Source organism: Methylovulum psychrotolerans, assembly GCF_002209385.1.
GTDB lineage: Bacteria > Pseudomonadota > Gammaproteobacteria > Methylococcales > Methylomonadaceae > Methylovulum > Methylovulum psychrotolerans.
On the sequence record NZ_CP022129.1, the window covers coordinates 3,362,814 to 3,382,547 of the forward strand.

A 19,734-nucleotide genomic window follows, 5' to 3' on the forward strand; every position below is an offset into this window, starting at 1 on the left:
TTACAAGTCGCTAAAATAAAGTTCTTCGTAAGCGGCATTTAACAAGCTTCTGGATTCAATTAATTGCTGTAACCTGCCTTCCGATTCAAAGTTAAGCAATTCTCCACCAATATCCACAAAATGCACCGAAAGAAAATCTTCCATTACTTCAATCGGCAGCTTTTTTATCTTAACTTCCAACGCCTTAACAAGGTCAGAGCTGTGCGTGGTGATGACGATATTAACGCCGCCTTGCGCCAATAACAACAACACCTCTACCAGCTTGACTTGCCAATCGGGGTGCAAATTGGTTTCCGGCTCGTCAATGAAGATGAAGGAGCCTGCGGTGATGATGTTGTATTTTAGCAGGGCTTGGATCATGCCCAAGTTGGTCATACCGAACGACATGAGATTTTTGGAGATTTCCCGCCCGCTTTTGTCCTTAAAGCTTAACTCATCGCCCTTGAAGATAAACTCGCCGCCTAGGGTGCGGGCTAACAAATCGGTAGCGGATTTAAAAGCCCCTTCGGTTTTGGTTTTGGTTTTTAAGGCGGTATCTAAATCATAAAAATATTTTGGTACGCCTGTTAAAACGTCATTTTTATGCTGAAAAATGGTCTTGTTATCTTGGGCGGAGTTTAAAGCATCCCGTACTTTCCAATAAGCCGGTGACTCAAAAAATATAACGTTAGACAAATTGGCGACTTCGTTAATAAACTCAGTGGGCATACCTAGATGGAAGCCATTGTTGTCTAATTTTAAACAAAATTCATCAATTCTGATTTCCAGTTCATCTTTGCCAAAAGAAATTAAGTCACTTAACGAAGAAATTTGAAAGTTTTCTTTAAGCTCGTTTTCAAGATGCTGGCGAATATCGTCAGAATAATATTGCGCGGGGGATTTTGCTTGCTTTAAAAAATCCTCAAAATAGCTATTGATAATTTCAGCATTATTTTTTGAGATCGCCTTAGGGTTATTGTCATATTTCTGGCAAAAAGATAAAAAAGACTGGTAGATTGCCTCCATAGCTACCATTTTGGCTGCCGTAAACGCAAAAAAATCAATTATTTTTAAGTCGTTGGCCCGTTCAAATTCCTTTTGCAACTGAAGAAGACCATCTTTTATTTCCTGAATATCGCCACTTATACTTTCGGCCTCTGATTGCTCTTGAATTCCGAATCCCCTAATGACATCCAATCGCAACCGAATCTTCAAAATCATCTGATTGATCGAATCATGGTAAATATTTTTATTCACCACATTCAAAATCGAATACAAAGACTTGGTAAAAAAGCTTTTGCCCGTACCGTTCGGCCCCGTGATGACGGTGATCGGGCGGATATGGAAGTTAGCTTCTTTGATTTGCCCCAAGTTTTTGACGCTGACTTCAAGCTTCATAACCCATCTCTGTCTCTAGTTAAGCGCAGGAGCGTGTAACCTTAAACGCTTTTAGGCTTCTTCTTACGCTTTCTCTTCGGTTTGCCTGTCGGTGCACCGCCATCAGCCTTCTTAACCGAAGCCTGTTTTTGCACCAGCTCAAAATCCATTTTCTTTTCGTCCAAATCAACCCGCACCACGCGGATTTTTACGCTGTCGCCCAAACGGAAGTTAGTGTTGGTGCGTTCGCCTTTTAATTGGTGGCTGGTCGGGTCGAAGTGGAAATAATCTTGGCCTAGGTTGCTGATATGCACCAAACCTTCGACATAAATGTCCGCCAGTTCGACAAAAAACCCGAACGAAGTGACGGCGGAGATGATGCCGCTGAATTCTTCGCCGATTTTGTCCATCATAAATTCGCACTTGAGCCAACTGACCACGTCGCGGGTGGCATCGTCGGCGCGGCGTTCGTTAGCGGAGCAATGCTCGCCTAATAACACCATGTCAGGCACGCCATAGAAGAAGCTGGCGACGTTTTTGCCTTGTAGGCAATGGCGGATAGCCCGGTGTACCAATAAGTCGGGATAGCGGCGGATAGGCGAGGTAAAATGTGCGTAAGCCTCAAGTGCCAAGCCGAAATGGCCTTTCAGTTCGGGACTGTAGACCGCTTGCGACATGGAGCGCAACAATACGGTCTGGATCAGGTGCGCGTCGGGGCGGTGGCGGACGGCTTCGACCAAGTGCATATAGTCCAGCGGGGTCGGTTGTGCGCCGCCGCCGAATTTCAGCCCCAATTCGCCGAGGAAGGTTTTTAGGTTGAGTAACTTATCAGCGCTGGGGCCTTCGTGGATACGCAACAGTTTGGGGATTTTTTTGCCGTTGAGGAAACGTGCCGCCGCACTGTTGGCGGTGATCATAAACTCTTCAATCAGCTTATGGGCATCGTTACGGGTAACGGGAACGATTTTTTCGATTTTGCGGTTTTTGCCAAAGACAATGCGGGTTTCTTGGGTGTCGAAATCCATCGCCCCGCGCTGTTCGCGCTGCACACGCATGACTTTATACAGCGCGTACAATTCGCGCAAATGCGGCATTAAGGCCGTGTGTTTTTGCGCCAGTTCGGTATCGCCTTCGACGAGCATTTTCGCCACTTCGGTGTAGGTCAGGCGGGCATGGGAGCGCATCACGGCTTCAAAGAAGCGGCTGCGGCTGACATTGCCTTCGCCGTCGATCAGCATCTCACAGACCATGCACAGACGGTCGACATGAGGATTGAGCGAACACAAGCCATTGGAGAGGATTTCCGGCAGCATGGGGATGACTTTTTCGGGGAAATACACCGAGGTGCTGCGGTTTTTGGCTTCGTTATCCAGGGCGGTGTTGATCTGCACATAATGCGAGACATCGGCGATAGCGACCAGCAGCTTCCAGCCTTTCGGGGTCTTTTTGGCGAATACGGCATCGTCAAAATCGCGGGCATCTTCACCGTCAATGGTCACTAAAGGTGTGTCGCGCAAATCGACGCGGCCTTCTTTGGCCGCCTCCGGCACTTCGGGGCTGAGTTGTTTGATCTCTTCCTCAAGCTCGGCAGGCCAGCGGTGCGGCAGTTCGTGCGAGCGGATGGCCATTTCGATTTCCATACCCGGCGCGAGATGGTCGCCCAGCACTTCAATGATGCGGCCTATCGGCTGGCGCAATTTGGTCGGCTGATCGACGATTTCGGCAATAACGATTTGCCCTTGTTTGGCTTTGCCCACGCCGTCTTTTTGCAGCAAAACGGTTTGCGAAAGGTTTTTATTGTCAGGGATGACGTAAGTGAAGCCGTCCTCCTTATAGAGCCGCCCGACAATCTGGTGGGTGTTGCGTTCCAAAATCTCCACCACCGCGCCTTCGCGGCGGCCTTTTTTGTCGATGCCGACAATCCGCACCATAGCACGGTCATTGTGCAACAAGGGGTTCATTTCGCGCGGGGATAAGAATAAGTCATCCGAGCCGTCATCCGGGCGGATAAAGCCGAAGCCGTCGGCATGGCCGATGATGCGGCCAACAATTAAATCTTTGTTATTGACCAGACAATAGCGCTGTTCGCGGTTGAACAGCAATTGGCCGTCCCGCTCCATCGCCCGCAAACGGCGGCGTAAGGCTTCTAGCTGGTCTTCGCTCTCCATCGTAAAGGCTTCGGCAATTTCTTTGCGTAACAAAGGCTTGCCCGAATGCTCAATGAGTTGAAGGATGAGTTCGCGGCTGGGGATGGGATTTTCATACTTCTCAGCTTCACGCTGGGCGTATGGGTCTTTTGTTGAACTGAAATCAACGTCTTTTTTAGACTTCGAGGGCATTTAAATAATGAAATAAGGTAATGGCTACAGTCAGCTGATGTTTATATGATACATGCTTAGGCTATTGATTAGAATTTAAAATCATCACTAATCGGCAAGACGGGCATATAGCGTCAACGCGGCTTAAGAAATGGGTTGCCAGCGTGGTGGGCTGGGCAACGGGGAAGGCTTAGGGCCGTTTGCTTGAAACAGGGCGGCGAAGCGTTTGGGTAATAAATTATACTCACTATAATCGGTTTTGCACGTCGGATATAGCGGAATTTTCCTGATTTTGCCCGATAGCGGCAACAGAATAGGGTGGGATTTAAGCTTAAGCGGGACAATTCAGGCAGTTAAGGCCGGGAGCTTGGCGTACAAATCGCTGTTTGTACGCCGCTAAACCTGTCGACAACGGGCTATTTAGGTCACGCCCGGCGGGGATTATCGCCCTGCCGGGAGGGCTTGCCCTACAGCAAGCTTACACCCGGCCTGTGCGGCGGGGGGCGGGCTTGGCCGCACCACGCGGGCCTTGAGGGCGGGCGCCATCGCGGCCAGCGGGGGCTTTGGGCTTATGCCGAAAATCTTTTTTGCCAGTGGTTTTACTGGGCGCGGCTTTTTTCGGCGCATCCTGTACGCGCAAAGACACCGGCTCATAGCCCGTGTCAGCAACACGGGTGATTTGCCGTTGCAGCAGCTTTTCAATGTCCGCCAACAGTTGCGCCTCTTCAGGGCTGACTAAAGACAAAGCTTCACCGCTGGCTCCGGCACGGCCAGTACGGCCAATCCGATGCACATAATCTTCCGGCACTTGCGGCAAATCATAGTTAATGACATGCGGCAGGCTGTCGATATCCAAACCCCGCGCGGCAATATCGGTGGCCACTAAAACGGTGACTTTGCCGTTTTTGAAGGCATCTAAGGCTTTGGTGCGCGCCCCTTGGGATTTATCGCCATGCAAGGCGGCGGAACGGATGCCGTCTTGGATCAGCTGTTTTTCCAGGCGGTCAGCACCGTGTTTGGTGCGGACAAACACCAGAACTTGTTTCCAATTGTTGCTGCCGATCAAAAAGGACAGCAGTTCCCGTTTGCGTTCACGCGGGATGCCGTAGACGCGCTCGGTGACGGTATCGGCGGTGGCATTTTGGCGGGCCACTTCGATTTCGACGGGTTTGTTTAACAATTGCGCCGCCAAGGTTTTAATGCCGTTGGAGACGGTCGCCGAGAACAACAGGTTTTGGCGTTGTTTAGGCAGGTAGGCCATAATTTGGCGGATGCTGGGCAAAAAGCCCATGTCGAGCATCCGGTCGGCTTCATCCAGCACCAGAATGTCAATATGCGCCAGACTGACATTTTTTTGCTGGACGTGGTCGATCAAGCGGCCTGGCGTGGCGACGACAATATCGCAGCCGTGCTTGAGGTTACGCGTCTGCATCTTGATGCTGGCGCCGCCGACCACCACTTCGGTGTGCAACGGCAAATGCTTGCCATAAATGCTGACGTTTTCGTGTACCTGCATCGCCAACTCACGCGTGGGGGTGAGAATCAGGGCGCGGACACGGCGCGGTTTTTGGTGGATCACATCGCTATCGGAAAGCAGTTGCAGCAACGGCAAAGTAAAGCTGGCGGTCTTGCCCGTTCCGGTTTGTGCCCCCGCCAAGACATCTTTGCCTTGTAAAATAATCGGGATGGCACGCTGTTGGATAGGGGTCGGCTCGGTGTAACCTTGTTCGGCTACGGCTTTAAGTAAGGCTTCGGACAGGCCGAGTTGGGAGAAAGACATTAAAAACCTCTGAAAATGATGGGGTTCTGTTAAGAAAAATGGGCAGGAATGGGCAGGAGATAACTTTGTGGCTTAAGGCATTTAGCCTTAAAAATTATATCCTGCGCATTCCTCGGTTAAGCGTGGCAAACTTGCCGCCACGGCTGGATAAGGCTGGTTGGAGGTGTCCCTTGAGGGTGCGGGACAATACAGCTTGCTTGTTCTGTTTGGTCGGCAGGCTTAGCCGCCAGTCATGTTCATATAGCGCAAGATAACTGGCTGTTCGTGGATGTTAAATTCGTGTTTTTCGGGCTTGATCTGCATGGCGGCGATAATCGCCTGAGTTAAGGCCGTACTGTCACCCGGCTGGCTACGCAACACCTGTTTCAAATCGACCGAATGCTCATTGCCCAGACACAGCAGCAAACGCCCTTCCACGGTCAGGCGCACCCGGTTACAGGTGCTGCAAAAGTTTTCGCTATGCGGGGAGATAAAACCGACCCGCGTTGTGGTGCCGACGACGTTAAAATAATGCGACGGCCCGCCCGTCTTCATGGTGCTGGGTTCGAGCGTAAAGGTTTTTGCCAAGTCCGCTTTAATCCGGTCACTGGCATAATAAGCGTCCGAGCGGTTGTGCTGTGCCGCCACCACGCCTAAAGGCATTTCTTCGATGAAACTGATGTCCACGCCTTGGGCAATGGCGAAACTGACCAACGCGCTAACTTCTTCGTGATTACGGCCTTTGAGTATCACCGCATTGAGCTTGACCCGCTCAAAACCCACTGCCGTGGCGGCTTGGATACCGTTAATAACTTGCTGCAAATCCCCGGTGCGAGTAATGGCCTTAAATTTGGCGGCATCAAGGGTGTCCAAACTGATATTGACGCGTTTGACCCCCGCCGCCTTTAAAGCCGAGGCCATTGCCGCCAATTGCGAGCCGTTCGTGGTCAGCACCAGCTCTTCCAAGCCCGGCAAAGCGCCGATTTTTTGCAACAGCTCCAACGCGCCTTTACGCACCAGCGGTTCGCCGCCAGTAATGCGGATTTTTTTTACCCCCAAGCCGGTAAACGTTTGAGCCAGGGTATAAATTTCTTCCAAGCTGAGGATTTGCGCACGCGGCAAAAACACCATATCTTCCGCCATGCAGTAAACGCAGCGAAAATCACAACGGTCAGTAATGGAAATGCGCAGATAATCCACCGTTCGGCCAAAACGGTCTATCAGTTGGGGAGGGACAGCAGCGGTCATAACAACATTTAAAAAAAGCGGATGTTAATATTAACACAGTTAGAGCCTGCTGCGGCAGTTGTGTTCATTAAATCGTTATTTTTGGGGATAATAGTTTGCGTAAAGAGGGCAATGCCTATCATGCCGTTTGATATTTCCTGCTCCGCAATGTCCTGCCAATTCGCTGATTGGCGTTTCGTCTTTTGTTAAATTGATGATGATGTGCTTACCACAGCAAATCATCCGGCACCGCAAACGCCGCATAAGGGTCATCTTCGGCGGGCTTGGCGGCTTCCGCTTCGGCGGGGAAATACACAATCACACAGTCCGGCAGGCGTTCGCGGATTTTTTGCGCGGTGTCGGCGTTGACAACCTCGTAAGCCCGCTCAAATTTAACCACGGCGGCGCGGCCTTTGCTGATGTGGTTGCGCAGGGTTTCGCTAATGTACAAGGTTTTGACCTTGTTGTTATCGGTGAAGCGGTAGGCGACACCGTCAGGGTCTTGGCGTTGGCGGTTTTGTTCGACCAGTTGCTTGACTTGGGCGGCGAGCTCTTTGTGCGCCTCTTGTTGGCGGCGTTGCTGGTTCAGTTCACGGTCGCGCTCGGCTTTTTCCGCCTGGGCTTTTAAGGCCAGCTCTTTGGCCTCATCAACGACGGTGACATTGTTTTTGGTCTGCATTTTGGTTTGCTTGCGCTTGTCGGCTTGGGCTTTTTTTGCTTGTGCGGAACTGGCGAGACCGGATTTTAAGAGCTGTTCTTGTAAGGATAATTTAGGTTTGCTCATGGTTTTAGACTTTATTAGATGGGCTAGGCTGATTTTGCCGCAGGCTTAGGCAAGGTCAAGCGTTGCAGCAAAGCGCCGATAAATTCCACTTTTTGGGCGACATCGGCAAACGTTTGGGTAAACTTTAATTTGTCCATGCCGTCGAGTTTGTACACTTGGGCTTGGGTTTGGATTAAGGTGATCAATTGCTCGGCGTTAATGGTCGGGGTGCTGCTAAAGACGATGCGCCCGCCTGTGGCACCCGCTTCAATTTTCTTAATGCCCAATTGTTCCGCCTGTTGTTTCAGTTCGGTGACGCTGAATAGGGTTTTAACGGCTTCCGGCAGCAAGCCGAAGCGGTCGATCATTTCGATTTGCAAGTCCCGCAAGTCTTCGGTGCTGTCGGCACTGGAGATGCGTTTGTATAGCACTAGGCGGGCGTGGATGTCGGGCAGGTAGTCTTCGGGGATGAGCGCGGCGGCTTGCAAATCCACTTCGGGGCCTTTGTCCATCGGGGTGTCTAATTCCGGTTGTTTGCCGGATTTGAGCGCGTCCACGGCGCGTTGCAACAATTCGGTGTATAAGGTAAAGCCGATTTCTTGGATTTGCCCGCTTTGGTCGTCGCCGAGCAATTCCCCAGCGCCCCGGATTTCCATATCATGTGAGGACAGCATAAAGCCCGCGCCCAAGTCGCCGGAGGCTTCAACCGCTTCCAGGCGTTTTTGCGCGTCTTTGCTCATCAGGTTTTTCGGCGGCACGATAAAGTAGGCGTAGGCGCGGTGGTGCGAACGTCCGACCCGGCCCCTCAGTTGGTGCAGTTGCGCCAGACCCAGTTTATCTGCACGGTTGATGATGATGGTGTTGGCGCTGGGGATGTCGATGCCGCTTTCGATAATAGTGGTGCTGAGCAGCAGGTTAAAGCGTTGGTGGTAAAAATCCAGCATGATGCGTTCCAGATCACGTTCGGGCATTTGTCCGTGGGCGATTTGGATACGTGCTTCCGGCAACAGGGCTTCCAGTTCGCGGGCCATTTTATCCATGGATTTGACATCGTTATGGAGGAAGAATACCTGCCCGCCCCGGCGGATTTCGCGTAAACAGGCTTCTTTAATCTGTGCGTCCACCCAGGTGCTGATGAAGGTTTTGATGGCGTGGCGGTTGGGCGGTGGGCTGGCGATAATGGAAATGTCGCGTAGCCCCGATAAGGCCATGTTTAAGGTGCGCGGAATCGGCGTGGCGGTCAGGGTCAGCATGTCCAATTCGTTGCGCAGCTTTTTAAAATGTTCTTTTTGCCGTACCCCGAAGCGGTGTTCTTCGTCAATCACCACTAGCCCTAAGGCTTTATATTTTAATTCTTTGGATAATAGGGTGTGGGTGCCGATGACAATATCGACCAGGCCTTTCGCCAAGGCTTCGGCAATGTCTTTAAGCTGTTTGGCGGAGGCGAAGCGGGACATGACTTCGATGCGCACCGGCCAGTCTGCGAAGCGGTCGCAGAAGTTTTGGTAATGCTGTTGCGCCAATAGCGTGGTCGGTACCAGTACCGCGACTTGTTTGCCGCTTTGCACGGCGATAAAGGCCGCCCGCATCGACACTTCGGTTTTGCCGAACCCGACATCGCCGCAAATGACCCTATCCATCGGTTGCGGGCTGGTCATATCGTCCAGTATCGCTTCGATGGCGGTGCGCTGGTCGGGGGTTTCCTCAAACGGGAACGCGTCGGCAAAGGTCTGGTAGTCGGTGTTGGTAATGGCGAAGGCATGGCCTTGTTTGATGGCGCGTTGGGCATGGATTTCCAACAATTCGGCGGCGACATCGCGGATTTTTTCGATGGCTTTTTTCTTGGTTTTGCCCCATTGGTCGCCGCCCAATTTATGCAGCGGCGCGGTGTCCGGGCTCATGCCAGTGTAGCGGCCTATGACGTGCAGGGTAGACACGGGAACATAGAGCTTATCGTTATTGGCGTATTCCAGCATCAAAAATTCGGCGGGAATACCGCCGACCGCCAAGGTTTGCAAGCCGAGGTAGCGGCCTACGCCATGTTCCTGATGGACAACGGGCGAGCCGATGCTGAGTTCGTTCAGGTTGTTGACAATGGCTTCCAGCTCCCGCGCGGCCGATTTCCGGCGGCGGCGTTGCTGTTGGACTTTTTCGCCGGACAGCAGCGGTTCGGTGATGATGGCCAGGGCGGGGTTAAGCAACCATAGGCTCTGTTCGACGGGGGCGACCACCATGCAGACTGGCGCGTCGGTATCCAAAAACTGTTGCCAAGATTCGACCCGTTTACTGCTGATTTGGCAGGCGCGTAGCCTGTCTAACAGGGCTTCCCTGCGTCCGGCGGATTCGGCGACCAACAGCACTTTGCCGTTAAAGCCCGCGATAAACTGCTGCAAGCGTTGCGCAGGCTGGTCGAGCTTGGTGTTGAAGGTCAAATCCGGCAGGGTTTGGCAAGGGCCGTCGGTCGGGCAGCTGTCTAAGACTATCCGCGCAAAGCGGTTAGCCTTGTCGGCGAGCTCGTCGGCAGATAAGAACAGGCGTTCGGGCGTTAACAGCGGGCGTTCCAAATCGTATTTGCGTTGCTCGTAACGCTCTTGGGCATCGCTGTAAAACGCCACCGAATGGGCGGTGAACTGGTCGCTGACCACCAACACCGCCGAGCTTGGCAGGTAATCGAACAGAGTGGCAGTTTGGCTGACGAACAGCGGCAGATAGTATTCGATACCGTTAAAGGCTACGCCTTTGCTGACATCGGCATAAAGGGTGTTTTTCAGCGAGGTTTGCGGAAACACCTCCCGGAAGGTTTGCCGGAACTGTTTGATGGCGGCATCGGTAAACGGAAACTCGCGGGCCGGAAACAGTTGTATCTGGTTGATTTTTTCTAAAGAGCGTTGGCTTTCGGGGTCGAAGGTGCGGATGGATTCGACGGTTTCATCAAACAATTCAATGCGGAACGGTACGGAACTGCCCATCGGGAACAGGTCGACAATCGCCCCGCGCACGGCAAATTCGGCATGTTGGTAGACTTGCGACACGCATTGGTAGCCGACGCTTTCCAGCTTGACGCGGTTAAGTTCCAGATTAAAATCGTCGCCGACCCGAATGGCGAAACTGTTCGCCAGGACATGCTCGCGCGGGGCGAGGCGGTGCATCAGCGTGGTGATCGGTACGACTAAAGCCCCGCGTTTGACTTCCGGCAACAGCGCCAAAACTTTCAGGCGTTCGGAGGTGATTTCCGGCAGGGGCGAAAACACATCGTAAGGCAAGGTCTCCCAATCGGGGAAATGCAGGATCGAGTACTGTTTGTTCAGGAAAAACGCCAGCTCATGTTCTAAGCGTAAGGCCGTTTGGTTATCGGGGGTGATAATCACGAACAGGCGTTGCTCTTTGGCAATCGCCGTCGCCAATGCCAAGGCATCGGCACACCCCGTCAAACCCGACCAGACGAGGGTTTGTGCAGGCGTTTGCGGGATTGCTGGAGAAAAGATTAAAGAATGTGCCATGCGGGAAAGCGGTCAAAAAAAGGCGATTATACAACAGGCGTTGGCGGGTGAGTTGAAAAGTGGTGGTAACGGCTGGGCTAGGGAGCTTGTATTGCGGTGGTCGGTAAGTTTCGGTCGCCACTGATGGGCATTTGAAGCGAAAGGTAGCTATGGCTTCGCAAGGAAAATGACCATTGTTTGAGTGGCTTAGAGTTTTTATTATAAACTATTGATTGTTAATTATTTTTAAAGATATGTTTGGCGTTTATTGTTAGTGACAAGCACTAAGCTTGGGTAGATAATAAAAGCCAAATCCGATGTATAGTTGGCTAAAAAGCGTAAGCCGTAACGGGAAAACCGCCTTTTCGGGCCGTGATAAACGAAGCTTGGGCGATTGAATAATAAAGGTGAGAACCGGATATCTCCGGTTGTATGCTGAATGGCGGTGCTGCTTTGGCAGCTTTATTGGATACAGTAACTTATACGGCCTAACGCTAACAGGTAAGCAGATGGTAGAAAATACATGTCGCCAACAATGGATTGCCGAAGCGGCCTATTATCGGGCCGAGGCCAGACAGTTTGTCGGGGGTAATGCGCTAGAGGATTGGTTGGCGGCGGAGGAGGCGTTTATCCGGGCGCAGGTAGCCCGTTATCTTACGATAGCCGAGGAAGATGGCGGCATGACCCTTATGGGGTTGCAGCAATTGGCAGAAAGTTTAGGGGTTGAAAATTCCGCTACAATTGAGCTGAAAAGCGAGCTGATTCAGGCTATTCAAGCCGCTTGCCATCATCATCCGTGTTTCCGTTCGGCTATTTATACGCAGTGTGGTGAAAAAGATTGCCAATGGCGTGCGGAATGCAAAAAATTAATCGCCCACTGGTGTGCGCCGTTTTAACAATCACTAACTGGCGAATATCCTGCTGACGCAGTTAGGCCAATTACTGGCCTGCCCTACCGCTATTTTGCCCTTGCCGCGTCCCAAGTTTCGGCAGCAGTGGATAGTCCGCCATTTTTGCGGCGGCACGGTCAGGGTATAGCCAGTTGAGGCCATCGAGTTCCACGGCATCTTTGGAGACGGTGGCATTGCCTATGCCGACGATAGGCAGGGGTTTATCAGTTTGCACGACAGATAACAACAGGTTGTGGCCGGTGCGCTCCAAGATGATGGCGTTGCGTTTGAGGGTGATGCTGTTGTCAAGGTAGCTAAGGCCTTCCAAACCGTAACCGATGGCGCCGCTATTGGCGCTGGGCGGGCCTTTTTCCAACACCGAGTCTTCAATCAGCAATTCGCCACCGTTCGGGATGTCGATGAGACGGCTATCTTCTGCCGCCAACGAGGCGATGATGCTGTGCCGGATAGTGGTCTTACGCGCCCGGGATTTGATTTCATGGCCTTGGGAGACGGCAGCCAACATCAGGCTGTCTTCAATCAACAGCTCGCCGCCGCCAATATACAGGCCATGCGCCCGCCCGTCTTTGCCGAGTTTTTCAAAGCGGCTATCGGTAATGTGGATGGTTTGTTGGGGCTTATTGTCAGATAAAATGCCTTGCTCAGCATCATGGAAATAGACGTGGTTAAGCTGTAGGCCTAGCCCTTCCGAACGGAGGCAGGCACCATTCTGATCGGGGACGGCGATGTTTTTGCACTCAATATTACTGATGCTGATGTCCAAGCCTTTCGTCAGTATCGCCGCCTTGCCTTCGGCGCTGATACCATCCAGGACTACCCGGCCACTGCCGATGACGTGGATATGGTTTTGGTTAAGCACCAAGGCTTCCCTGTAGACACCAGGGCCGATTAGCAAGGTTTGCTGGTCTTCCAAGTCGGCACTGGCGGCGGCTAAGGTAAAGTAAAGTTTATCGCCGATTTTGATACGGTTAGCGGCAATAGGCGGTGTAGTTTCGGGTAAGGATTGCCAAGGGGCAAAGTTGGTGGCGATGTCGGCATCAAGCCGTTGCCGCCAGCGGGCTTGCTCTGCAAGCAGGGTGTTGGGTGCGGTTGTTTGCCTTATTGCCAGCATTAGCCTGTCATAAGCGCTGGCGAAAGCCTCACGATCATAGCTATAAGCGGCCATTAAGAGCAGGTTGATGGCGATACCGCTGCCTAGCAGATAATAAACTGTCCAGCGGCGCAGGATATCAAGGAGTTTTGGCATAAGTAGGGAGGTTAAGTTAAGGCAGGTCAGGTGTAAGCGCATTTGGGGATGCGCCTAATGGACATTGTCTGCCAGCTAATAAGTTATGGATTTGTTGGCAATGGGCTAAAATACGCGAAGCTATAATGTGCCGCTATTATCCTAAGCGTTGTCAATACCAGACAACGTCTCCCATTGCCGTCCGCCTTCATTATGTCGCTGATTAATTATCTTTTTACCCATTGCTGCGCTGTCGTTTTTCTTATCTTGGCAGGTTTTATGGCGAGCGTCCATGTTTTTGCGCCTGTGCCGCTGGTGTTGTTAGGTCTCTATTTGGGGGTATTGGCCTATTACCCTAAAGCTTGGCTGGTGGCGGTGCCCGCCTTGTTGCCGATTTTGGACTTAAGCTTATGGACAGGCAATTTGTTGTATAACGAATACGATATTTTGCTGTCGGCAACTTTGGCGGTGCTGTATTGGCGTAAGGATGTTGAGGAGCAATTGCCGTCTCCGCCTTACCGATGGCTTTATTGGGTTCTGTTGGCGGCGTTTAGTGCCAGTTTTTTGCAAAACGTTTGGCCGCTGTTCCAAGATACCGTACAGCCCGACGACATTTATCAGGGTAATTGGAATAGCCTGCGCCTTGGTAAGGGCTTTTTTTATGCTTGGCTATTATGGCCGTTTATGCGCCGTGAGTTGCTGGTAAGCCCTGAGCGTAGCCAGCGTCTGTTGGCTACGGGTATCGTCGCCAGTTTATGGGTGTTTGGTCTTTTGGTGCTGTGGGAACGGCATGTGCTGGGGGCGTTGCTCAGTTTTCATGACCGTTACGAAGCGTTGTCGGCTTTTTTAGATTTTGCCAGCACTTACCGGATTACCGGCTGGTTTACCGATATGCACGTCGGCGGCGAAGCGGTGGACGGCTATTTGGTGTCGCTCACGCCTTTAGCGGTGTACCTGCTGACGCGCCCGTTACGGCCATTGGCGTTCAATGCTGTCCTGCTGGCGGTCGGGGCGGGGTTTTATGCGATTATCGTCACGTTTACGCGTACCACGATTGCCAGCTTTTCCCTGTCCATGCTGGTGACCTTAATCGTCTTCTTGGTAGGCCGGCGGCAGACCCTGAAAAAAACCGGCACGGCCTTGGCAGCGCCGCTGCTACTCTTGGCGGTCGGCCTGTTCGGTCTGGTGTTGGGCTTTAAAATGGCGGGTTATCAGGCATTATTGGTGGGTTTGTTGGCGGTTGTCGCCGCCACCTTATGCACTTACTACGCGGTAGGGTGGGGATGGGTTTGGCAAGTGTTGGCGGGTTTGGCCTTAGCGGGTTTGGCGGCTTGGGGGATCAGCGATTCGGCCTTGGAAAGCAAATGGCATACTTATACAGAGGCTGAAGCCCTGCGGCTGGCCGTGCTGTTGGCGGTTGCCCAGGTCGGTTTAGGGCTGTTGTTAGGCAGAACCGCGCGTAAGCTCGCCATTGCGTTAAAAAACCTGCAAGTCGCGCTGATTTTTGTCGGTTTGTTTGCATTATTGGCGATAGGCATGAGTTCGGAGCGTTTTGAAGAACGCTTTGCGCAAGTGGGCAATGATTTATCGACCCGCGAACAGCACTGGCAACAAATGCTCTCGTTCCGTACTCCCGATAGCTTAAGCAGCCTGCTCATTGGTGAGGGTATCGGCACAATACCCAGTTTGTTTTACCAAAACACTTTGTTGACGCGCCGTTTACCGGATTTTCATGTTGCCGAAGACAGCGGCCAGCCGGTTTTACTGTTGGGTCCCAGCGATATGACGCTAATCCAAAAACTCATTTTGCCGCCGCACCAGCATTATCAACTGACGGTCACTGCCCGCTTTAAATCCATCTCCGAGAGCCTGGGGCTACGCGTTTGCAAAAAACATATTTTATTTAGCGACCATTATCCGCCCAGTTGCCTCGATACGGCCTTTAAGCCTGCGCAAGCCGACCGTTGGGAAACCTTTCATTGGGAGTTTGACCATGCCGGGCATAGCCTGTTGGATTGGCCGACCACGCTGATTATTCATAATTCAGGTGTCTTGCCCGTCGCTATCCGTGCGGTTGCCCTAGATGGCTCCAATGGCGAACATTATATCAGGAACGGCCAGTTTGCCGATAAACTGCAAAGTTGGTTATGGACGATAGATTTTGACCATTTGCCTTGGCATAGCAAACAGTTGTTTATCCATCTTTGGTTAGAGCAGGGGTGGGTAGGGGTGGGGGTGTTTGTGGTGTTGGTCGTGTTGGTATGCCGTCGGCAACTGGGCTTATTGGCTAAGGGCGAAACCGTGCCTTTAGCGTTTTTACCGGCGTTAGCCGCTGTGCTGTTGGAAGGGCTGACGGGGACGATGCTGGACGCGCCCAGGGTCAGTACCCAGATTTATCTGATTTTGTTTGCCGCCCTGCAATGGCCGGAGGTGGATAGGCCGTTAAAGCAAGCCAAACGGCAGAGGCTAACGCGGCGTTGACAGTGGTGTTTTTTTCTTGAACTATCAGGCTTAGGGTTTTTCAGCAGGGCAATGCACTGGGTTTAAGGATGCGTCATGATGATGTGCCGACCTCGCCGCCAATTTCATATATAATGTTGGGTCTTAACATTGTCTTTTTATCCGCCCTTTACATGCCGAAAAAGAAATCTGCACTCCCTTTTGAAGACGCGCTTGCCGAGCTTGAGCAACTGGTCAACCGCTTGGAACAAGGCGACGTTTCCCTGGAAGAATCGTTACGGTCGTTTGAGCGCGGCGTTAGCCTGACCCGCACTTGCCAACAGGCTTTGCAAGAAGCGGAGCAAAAAATCCAGATTCTCCTAGAAAAAAACGGCACTCAATCCCTGGAGCCCTTTACTGATGAGCCAAGCGCTAAAAGAATATCTTAGTTTCTGTCAACACCGTGTCGAACACGCACTGGAGCAACGTTTGCCCAAACCGGACATTTTGCCGCAACGGCTGCACCAGGCGATGCGTTATTGTGTGCTGGACGGCGGTAAGCGCACCCGTCCGCTGCTGACCTATTGCACCGGCAAAACCTTAGGCCTGCCGCCGGACAGTTTGGATGGCGCGGCCTGTGCGGTCGAGTTTATCCATGTCTATTCGTTAATCCATGACGATTTGCCGGCGATGGACGATGATGCGCTGCGGCGCGGTAAGCCCACTTGCCATGTCGCTTTTGACGAAGCGACCGCCATTCTGGCCGGGGATGCTTTACAGGCCTTGGCGTTTGAGGTGCTTGCCCACGACCCCAGTATTGCTGCCAGTGCCGCCAACCGTTTGCAAATGCTGACGGTTTTGGCAAGGGCCAGCGGCTCACAAGGCATGGTCGGCGGGCAGGCGATCGATTTGGCGGCGGTCGGCACCCAGCTGAGCTTGCCGGAGTTGGAAAATATGCACATCCATAAGACCGGGGCGTTGATCCGTGCCAGCGTCAACTTAGCGACGTTAGCCAAGCCGGATTTAGATCCGGTGCTGGCGACCAAGCTGGACCATTATGCCAAATGTATTGGCCTGTCGTTTCAGGTGAAGGACGATATTCTCGACGAAGAAAGCGATACTGCGACCTTGGGCAAAACCCAAGGCAAAGATAAGGATAACAACAAACCTACTTATCCGGCCTTGTTGGGCATGGCGGGAGCGAAGCAAAAAGCGCGTGAGTTGCATGAAATGGCTTTGGCAAACTTGAGTGTGTTTGGTGATGAAGCCGACTTGTTGCGTGATTTGTCATTGTATATTATTGAGCGCAGCCATTAAGCGATGAAAAAGAGGCGGTTAATCCGATGCTTGCAACAGCCGCTTTTTAAGGCCAACTTTAGGGCTTTAAATATAGGTTTATTTTTTGGATAATGTGAAAAATCACCTGTTATTTACGGCAATAGACACTATACTTAAGCAACTAAAAAGGGTTTAGGTAGTCTTGCTGAAAAAAACCTCCCAATAGCCTATTTCAGTAACCCTTTGCTAATTTTGTTATCCTTGTCGGAGATAAAAACGTGACTTTCCTATATTGCCGATTAGCGTTTCCCTGTGCTTCGGGTCAGTTGGCAACAGCGGATTTTTATTGGTGTTGAAATGATTGCAAGTACCTGTTTTGTAGCTTCGTTACCCGTCTGTCACCCAAAAGGCCGGCTGCTGGCGGGTTTTGGTTTGATCGAACTCATGATCACGCTGGTGATAGCGTCTATCTTTCTGGGCTTGGCTTTACCTAGTTTTAAAAAGTTGACTAGCGATACGCGTCTGACGGCGTATACCAATGATTTTATGACGGCGTTACTGCAAGCCAAAAGCGAAGCGGTGAAGCGTGATGCGGCGGTTACGGTCTTATCGGCCAGTGGCACGCCCGGACAATGGGAAGCGGGGTGGTATGTGTATGTTAATGCCAGCCCGTTTACTAATGGCGGGGTCGGCAATTTTGACTTGGCTAACGACAGCTTATGCTTACCCGACCAAAACTGCCTATTGCGTGTCCACGACCCCTTGTCGGGAGGCTATACGCTGAGAACCGTCACGGGTGGTACGCCTTTTGATATGGTTATCACCTATGTGGGTAACGGCCTTACCTTGATTGCCCCCATTCAGGAGACATTTACCCTCTGTGATGGTACTCAAGACAACACCCAGTCCCGGCAAATTGCCATCAACGCGATTGGCCGGGCTCGCTCCTCTTCCGGTACGGGGAACTGTCCATGATGCTAGCGCGTGGCATAATGCCTAAAGCCTTGGGCTTTACCTTAATTGAAGTGCTGGTCACTATGCTGTTGTTGTCAGGCGGTATGTTGGGGTTTGCCGCTTTGCAGGGCGTTAGCCTAAAAAACAACCAAAAGGCTTTGCAGCACAGTATCGCCACCCAATTGGCTTATGATTTGGCTGACCGGATGCGTGCCAACCATGATCCCAGTGGTTCGCCTCTTGCTGGGCCTGTTTATGCGAGCTTATCGCCTGCTAATGCGGTTCAGCAGCCCGCTTGCATCCCTATGGGGGCGGGTACCGCTGGCTGTCCGCGCGACATAATGGCGCAAAACGATCTTTTTGAGTGGTATCAAAGCGCCACTCTCAATACCCAATTGCCGGGTGTTATCGCGAGCGTCGTTAATGCGGGGGCCACTGCCACTGGCAGTACAATGTACACCATTACCATTAATTGGGACAGTAACCGTGACGGCTTTGTCGATACTACTCTCAATGGCACGGACGATTATTACAGAATGAGCCTGTATTTATGAAACAGTATGGTGGACGGCGTTATCAGCATGGCATGACGCTTATTGAACTCATGATCGCCATGCTGATAGGTATATTTTTGCTGGGTGGCCTGACTCAGATATTCACCAATAGCCGACATGCCTACAATCTCCAGCAAGCGGTGGGGCAAGTGCAGGAAAATGGCCGGTTCGCCTTGGATTTTCTTAGCAATGACCTGCGCATGTCAGATTTTTGGGAATGCCGTGCGGTTAACTTGGATGCCCCTGGGTTGCCGCCTGTTAACCCGATTAACGGCACCGCTGATCTTGGTGTAACCGGTACCGATGACATAGGGGTCAACAATGCCGACAGTATCACGGTTGCGTGGACGCTTGGGAAGTGGACACCAAATAATTTAAAGTGTGTGGATGATGGAGCCGTGTGGGTACGGTATACGGTAGGTGTCTCCAGTAGCGGTAACGGCACGTCGTTGTTCCGGCAAACTAATATCGATGCACAACCCATAGAGCTGATTGAAGGGGTCAACAATATGCAGATTCTCTACGGTGAAGATACGGACCCGGCCGCGAACAGGGATTATTCCCCCAATTATTATGTGCCATACGGTTTGGTGCAAAATATGTCCAATGTCGTCAGCATCAGGGTTAGTCTGTTATTGTCAAGCCTTAATAATGTCGCCACCCAGCCAGTCGGCTATGTTTATCAGGGCGTGACCGTTAGCAACCCTGGCGACTTTAAACTCTATCGGGTTTTTACCACGACTATCGCTTTACGCAATCGGATACCATAATAATGCTTAAAGCCAACCCTTACCGACCTCAAAACCCTTGCCGACATCAGAAGGGCGCGGTACTTGCCATTGGCTTGGTTATGCTGTTGTTGCTGACGCTCATCGGCATTAGCGGCACCCAATCCACCGGCCTCGAAGAACGGATGGCGGGTAACGAACAAGACGAAAATCTCGCTTTCCAAGCTGCCGAAGCCACCATTAAGGCCGCCGAACAGCAGTTGGAGTGGGCGGCCGGACATGCGGTCGTTATCAATTATACTCAGGAGGGCATAAACGGCTACTATACGGTGGACAGCCCGGTATTAAACGACCCGGCATCAAATTATTTGTCGGTAACGCAGACAGCGGCCTTTTGGGAAAACAACCCCAGCATAACGTATAGCGACGGGACGCTCGTTGATGTTAACTTGGACAATCCGCCCAAGTATTTTATCCAATTTCTTGGTCAGCATATTAGTCCCAATACAACCCAGAATAACAATAATAATACTTGTGTTTATAGGATCATGGCTTATGCGCGTGGCCGTAGCGCCAGTTCTTTAGCCATAGTTGAGTCTATATATGCGATTGGGGCGAGCGTTAGGAATGGCGGGTGTTAATTGATGGCTTTGATTTATTTTTCAGTGGCAAGTGCTGTAGTCGGGGCAAACTTTTACAGTAAGCCACTCAATATTAGGTTAGGTAAGGCGGAGTAGCCTTAT

The 19,734-nt window shown here is 51.7% G+C and carries 15 protein-coding genes; 8 read left to right on the forward strand and 7 right to left on the reverse strand.

What is annotated here, in order from left to right; genetic code table 11:
• The 6 genes from CEK71_RS15365 to mfd all read right to left on the reverse strand — a co-directional run bounded on the left by CEK71_RS15365 (position 1) and on the right by mfd (position 10,923).
• Entirely contained in the window at positions 1 to 1,377 is a 1,377-nt protein-coding gene (locus CEK71_RS15365; RefSeq protein ID WP_088620203.1) for an AAA family ATPase, read from the reverse strand.
• 41 nt (positions 1,378 to 1,418) lie between these two features.
• Positions 1,419 to 3,695: a ribonuclease R gene (gene rnr / locus CEK71_RS15370; protein ID WP_088620204.1), complete on the reverse strand. Its 2,277-nt coding sequence runs from the start codon at positions 3,693 to 3,695 to the stop codon at positions 1,419 to 1,421.
• A gap of 457 nt (positions 3,696 to 4,152) precedes the next feature.
• Positions 4,153 to 5,454 (reverse strand): DEAD/DEAH box helicase, encoded by a 1,302-nt coding sequence (locus CEK71_RS15375; RefSeq protein WP_088620205.1) that lies wholly within the window; start codon positions 5,452 to 5,454, stop codon positions 4,153 to 4,155.
• A gap of 219 nt (positions 5,455 to 5,673) precedes the next feature.
• Positions 5,674 to 6,681, reverse strand: coding sequence for a GTP 3',8-cyclase MoaA (gene moaA, locus CEK71_RS15380; protein WP_088620206.1), 1,008 nt, complete (start codon positions 6,679 to 6,681; stop codon positions 5,674 to 5,676).
• Between the two features lie 205 nt (positions 6,682 to 6,886).
• On the reverse strand, positions 6,887 to 7,444 hold the full coding sequence (locus tag CEK71_RS15385) for a DUF2058 domain-containing protein (RefSeq protein WP_088620207.1): 558 nt from the start codon (positions 7,442 to 7,444) through the stop codon (positions 6,887 to 6,889).
• 23 nt (positions 7,445 to 7,467) lie between these two features.
• Positions 7,468 to 10,923 (reverse strand): transcription-repair coupling factor, encoded by a 3,456-nt coding sequence (gene mfd / locus CEK71_RS15390; RefSeq protein ID WP_088620208.1) that lies wholly within the window; start codon positions 10,921 to 10,923, stop codon positions 7,468 to 7,470.
• Positions 10,924 to 11,411: 488 nt separating this feature from the next.
• Between mfd and CEK71_RS15395 the strand changes: the two genes are divergently transcribed.
• A complete protein-coding gene (locus CEK71_RS15395) occupies positions 11,412 to 11,798 on the forward strand; it encodes a Rho termination factor N-terminal domain-containing protein (protein WP_088620209.1) in 387 nt (128 codons plus the stop codon).
• A 43-nt stretch (positions 11,799 to 11,841) separates the two neighbouring features.
• Here CEK71_RS15395 and CEK71_RS15400 read toward each other — a convergent pair whose 3' ends face one another.
• Positions 11,842 to 13,059, reverse strand: coding sequence for a hypothetical protein (locus CEK71_RS15400; RefSeq protein WP_103975015.1), 1,218 nt, complete (start codon positions 13,057 to 13,059; stop codon positions 11,842 to 11,844).
• A 258-nt stretch (positions 13,060 to 13,317) separates the two neighbouring features.
• Here CEK71_RS15400 and CEK71_RS15405 point away from each other — a divergent pair, with 258 nt between their 5' ends.
• The 7 genes from CEK71_RS15405 (at position 13,318) to CEK71_RS22725 (ending at position 19,632) form a co-directional block, all read left to right on the forward strand.
• Positions 13,318 to 15,519, forward strand: a complete 2,202-nt coding sequence (locus CEK71_RS15405) for a hypothetical protein (RefSeq protein WP_170065142.1) — start codon at positions 13,318 to 13,320, stop codon at positions 15,517 to 15,519.
• A gap of 152 nt (positions 15,520 to 15,671) precedes the next feature.
• Positions 15,672 to 15,926 (forward strand): exodeoxyribonuclease VII small subunit, encoded by a 255-nt coding sequence (locus CEK71_RS15410; RefSeq protein ID WP_088621650.1) that lies wholly within the window; start codon positions 15,672 to 15,674, stop codon positions 15,924 to 15,926.
• Entirely contained in the window at positions 15,898 to 16,794 is an 897-nt protein-coding gene (gene ispA, locus CEK71_RS15415) for a (2E,6E)-farnesyl diphosphate synthase (protein WP_088620212.1), read from the forward strand. The genes CEK71_RS15410 and ispA overlap by 29 nt, the downstream gene beginning before the upstream one ends.
• 318 nt (positions 16,795 to 17,112) lie before the next feature.
• Positions 17,113 to 17,730, forward strand: a complete 618-nt coding sequence (locus tag CEK71_RS15420; protein ID WP_088620213.1) for a GspH/FimT family pseudopilin — start codon at positions 17,113 to 17,115, stop codon at positions 17,728 to 17,730.
• A complete protein-coding gene (gene pilV, locus CEK71_RS15425; protein ID WP_232463671.1) occupies positions 17,727 to 18,263 on the forward strand; it encodes a type IV pilus modification protein PilV in 537 nt (178 codons plus the stop codon). Before CEK71_RS15420 ends, pilV begins: the two co-directional genes overlap by 4 nt.
• Positions 18,260 to 19,033: a PilW family protein gene (locus CEK71_RS15430; RefSeq protein WP_088621652.1), complete on the forward strand. Its 774-nt coding sequence runs from the start codon at positions 18,260 to 18,262 to the stop codon at positions 19,031 to 19,033. Before pilV ends, CEK71_RS15430 begins: the two co-directional genes overlap by 4 nt.
• A 2-nt stretch (positions 19,034 to 19,035) precedes the next feature.
• Positions 19,036 to 19,632 (forward strand): pilus assembly PilX family protein, encoded by a 597-nt coding sequence (locus tag CEK71_RS22725; RefSeq protein WP_157679294.1) that lies wholly within the window; start codon positions 19,036 to 19,038, stop codon positions 19,630 to 19,632.
• Positions 19,633 to 19,734 lie beyond the last annotated feature (102 nt).

Excerpts from the sequence above, each read along its gene's own strand:
- CEK71_RS15395 (WP_088620209.1), top strand. The coding sequence starts at position 11,412 with ATGGTAGAAAATACATGTCGCCAACAATGGATTGCCGAAGCGGCCTAT.
- CEK71_RS15410 (WP_088621650.1), top strand. The coding sequence starts at position 15,672 with ATGCCGAAAAAGAAATCTGCACTCCCTTTTGAAGACGCGCTTGCCGAG.
- moaA (WP_088620206.1), bottom strand. The coding sequence starts at position 6,681 with ATGACCGCTGCTGTCCCTCCCCAACTGATAGACCGTTTTGGCCGAACG.
- CEK71_RS15385 (WP_088620207.1), bottom strand. The coding sequence starts at position 7,444 with ATGAGCAAACCTAAATTATCCTTACAAGAACAGCTCTTAAAATCCGGT.
- CEK71_RS22725 (WP_157679294.1), top strand. The coding sequence starts at position 19,036 with ATGCTTAAAGCCAACCCTTACCGACCTCAAAACCCTTGCCGACATCAG.
- CEK71_RS15420 (WP_088620213.1), top strand. The coding sequence starts at position 17,113 with ATGATTGCAAGTACCTGTTTTGTAGCTTCGTTACCCGTCTGTCACCCA.
- ispA (WP_088620212.1), top strand. The coding sequence starts at position 15,898 with ATGAGCCAAGCGCTAAAAGAATATCTTAGTTTCTGTCAACACCGTGTC.
- mfd (WP_088620208.1), bottom strand. The coding sequence starts at position 10,923 with ATGGCACATTCTTTAATCTTTTCTCCAGCAATCCCGCAAACGCCTGCA.
- CEK71_RS15400 (WP_103975015.1), bottom strand. The coding sequence starts at position 13,059 with ATGCCAAAACTCCTTGATATCCTGCGCCGCTGGACAGTTTATTATCTG.
- CEK71_RS15430 (WP_088621652.1), top strand. The coding sequence starts at position 18,260 with ATGAAACAGTATGGTGGACGGCGTTATCAGCATGGCATGACGCTTATT.
- rnr (WP_088620204.1), bottom strand. The coding sequence starts at position 3,695 with ATGCCCTCGAAGTCTAAAAAAGACGTTGATTTCAGTTCAACAAAAGAC.
- pilV (WP_232463671.1), top strand. The coding sequence starts at position 17,727 with ATGATGCTAGCGCGTGGCATAATGCCTAAAGCCTTGGGCTTTACCTTA.
- CEK71_RS15405 (WP_170065142.1), top strand. The coding sequence starts at position 13,318 with ATGGCGAGCGTCCATGTTTTTGCGCCTGTGCCGCTGGTGTTGTTAGGT.
- CEK71_RS15365 (WP_088620203.1), bottom strand. The coding sequence starts at position 1,377 with ATGAAGCTTGAAGTCAGCGTCAAAAACTTGGGGCAAATCAAAGAAGCT.
- CEK71_RS15375 (WP_088620205.1), bottom strand. The coding sequence starts at position 5,454 with ATGTCTTTCTCCCAACTCGGCCTGTCCGAAGCCTTACTTAAAGCCGTA.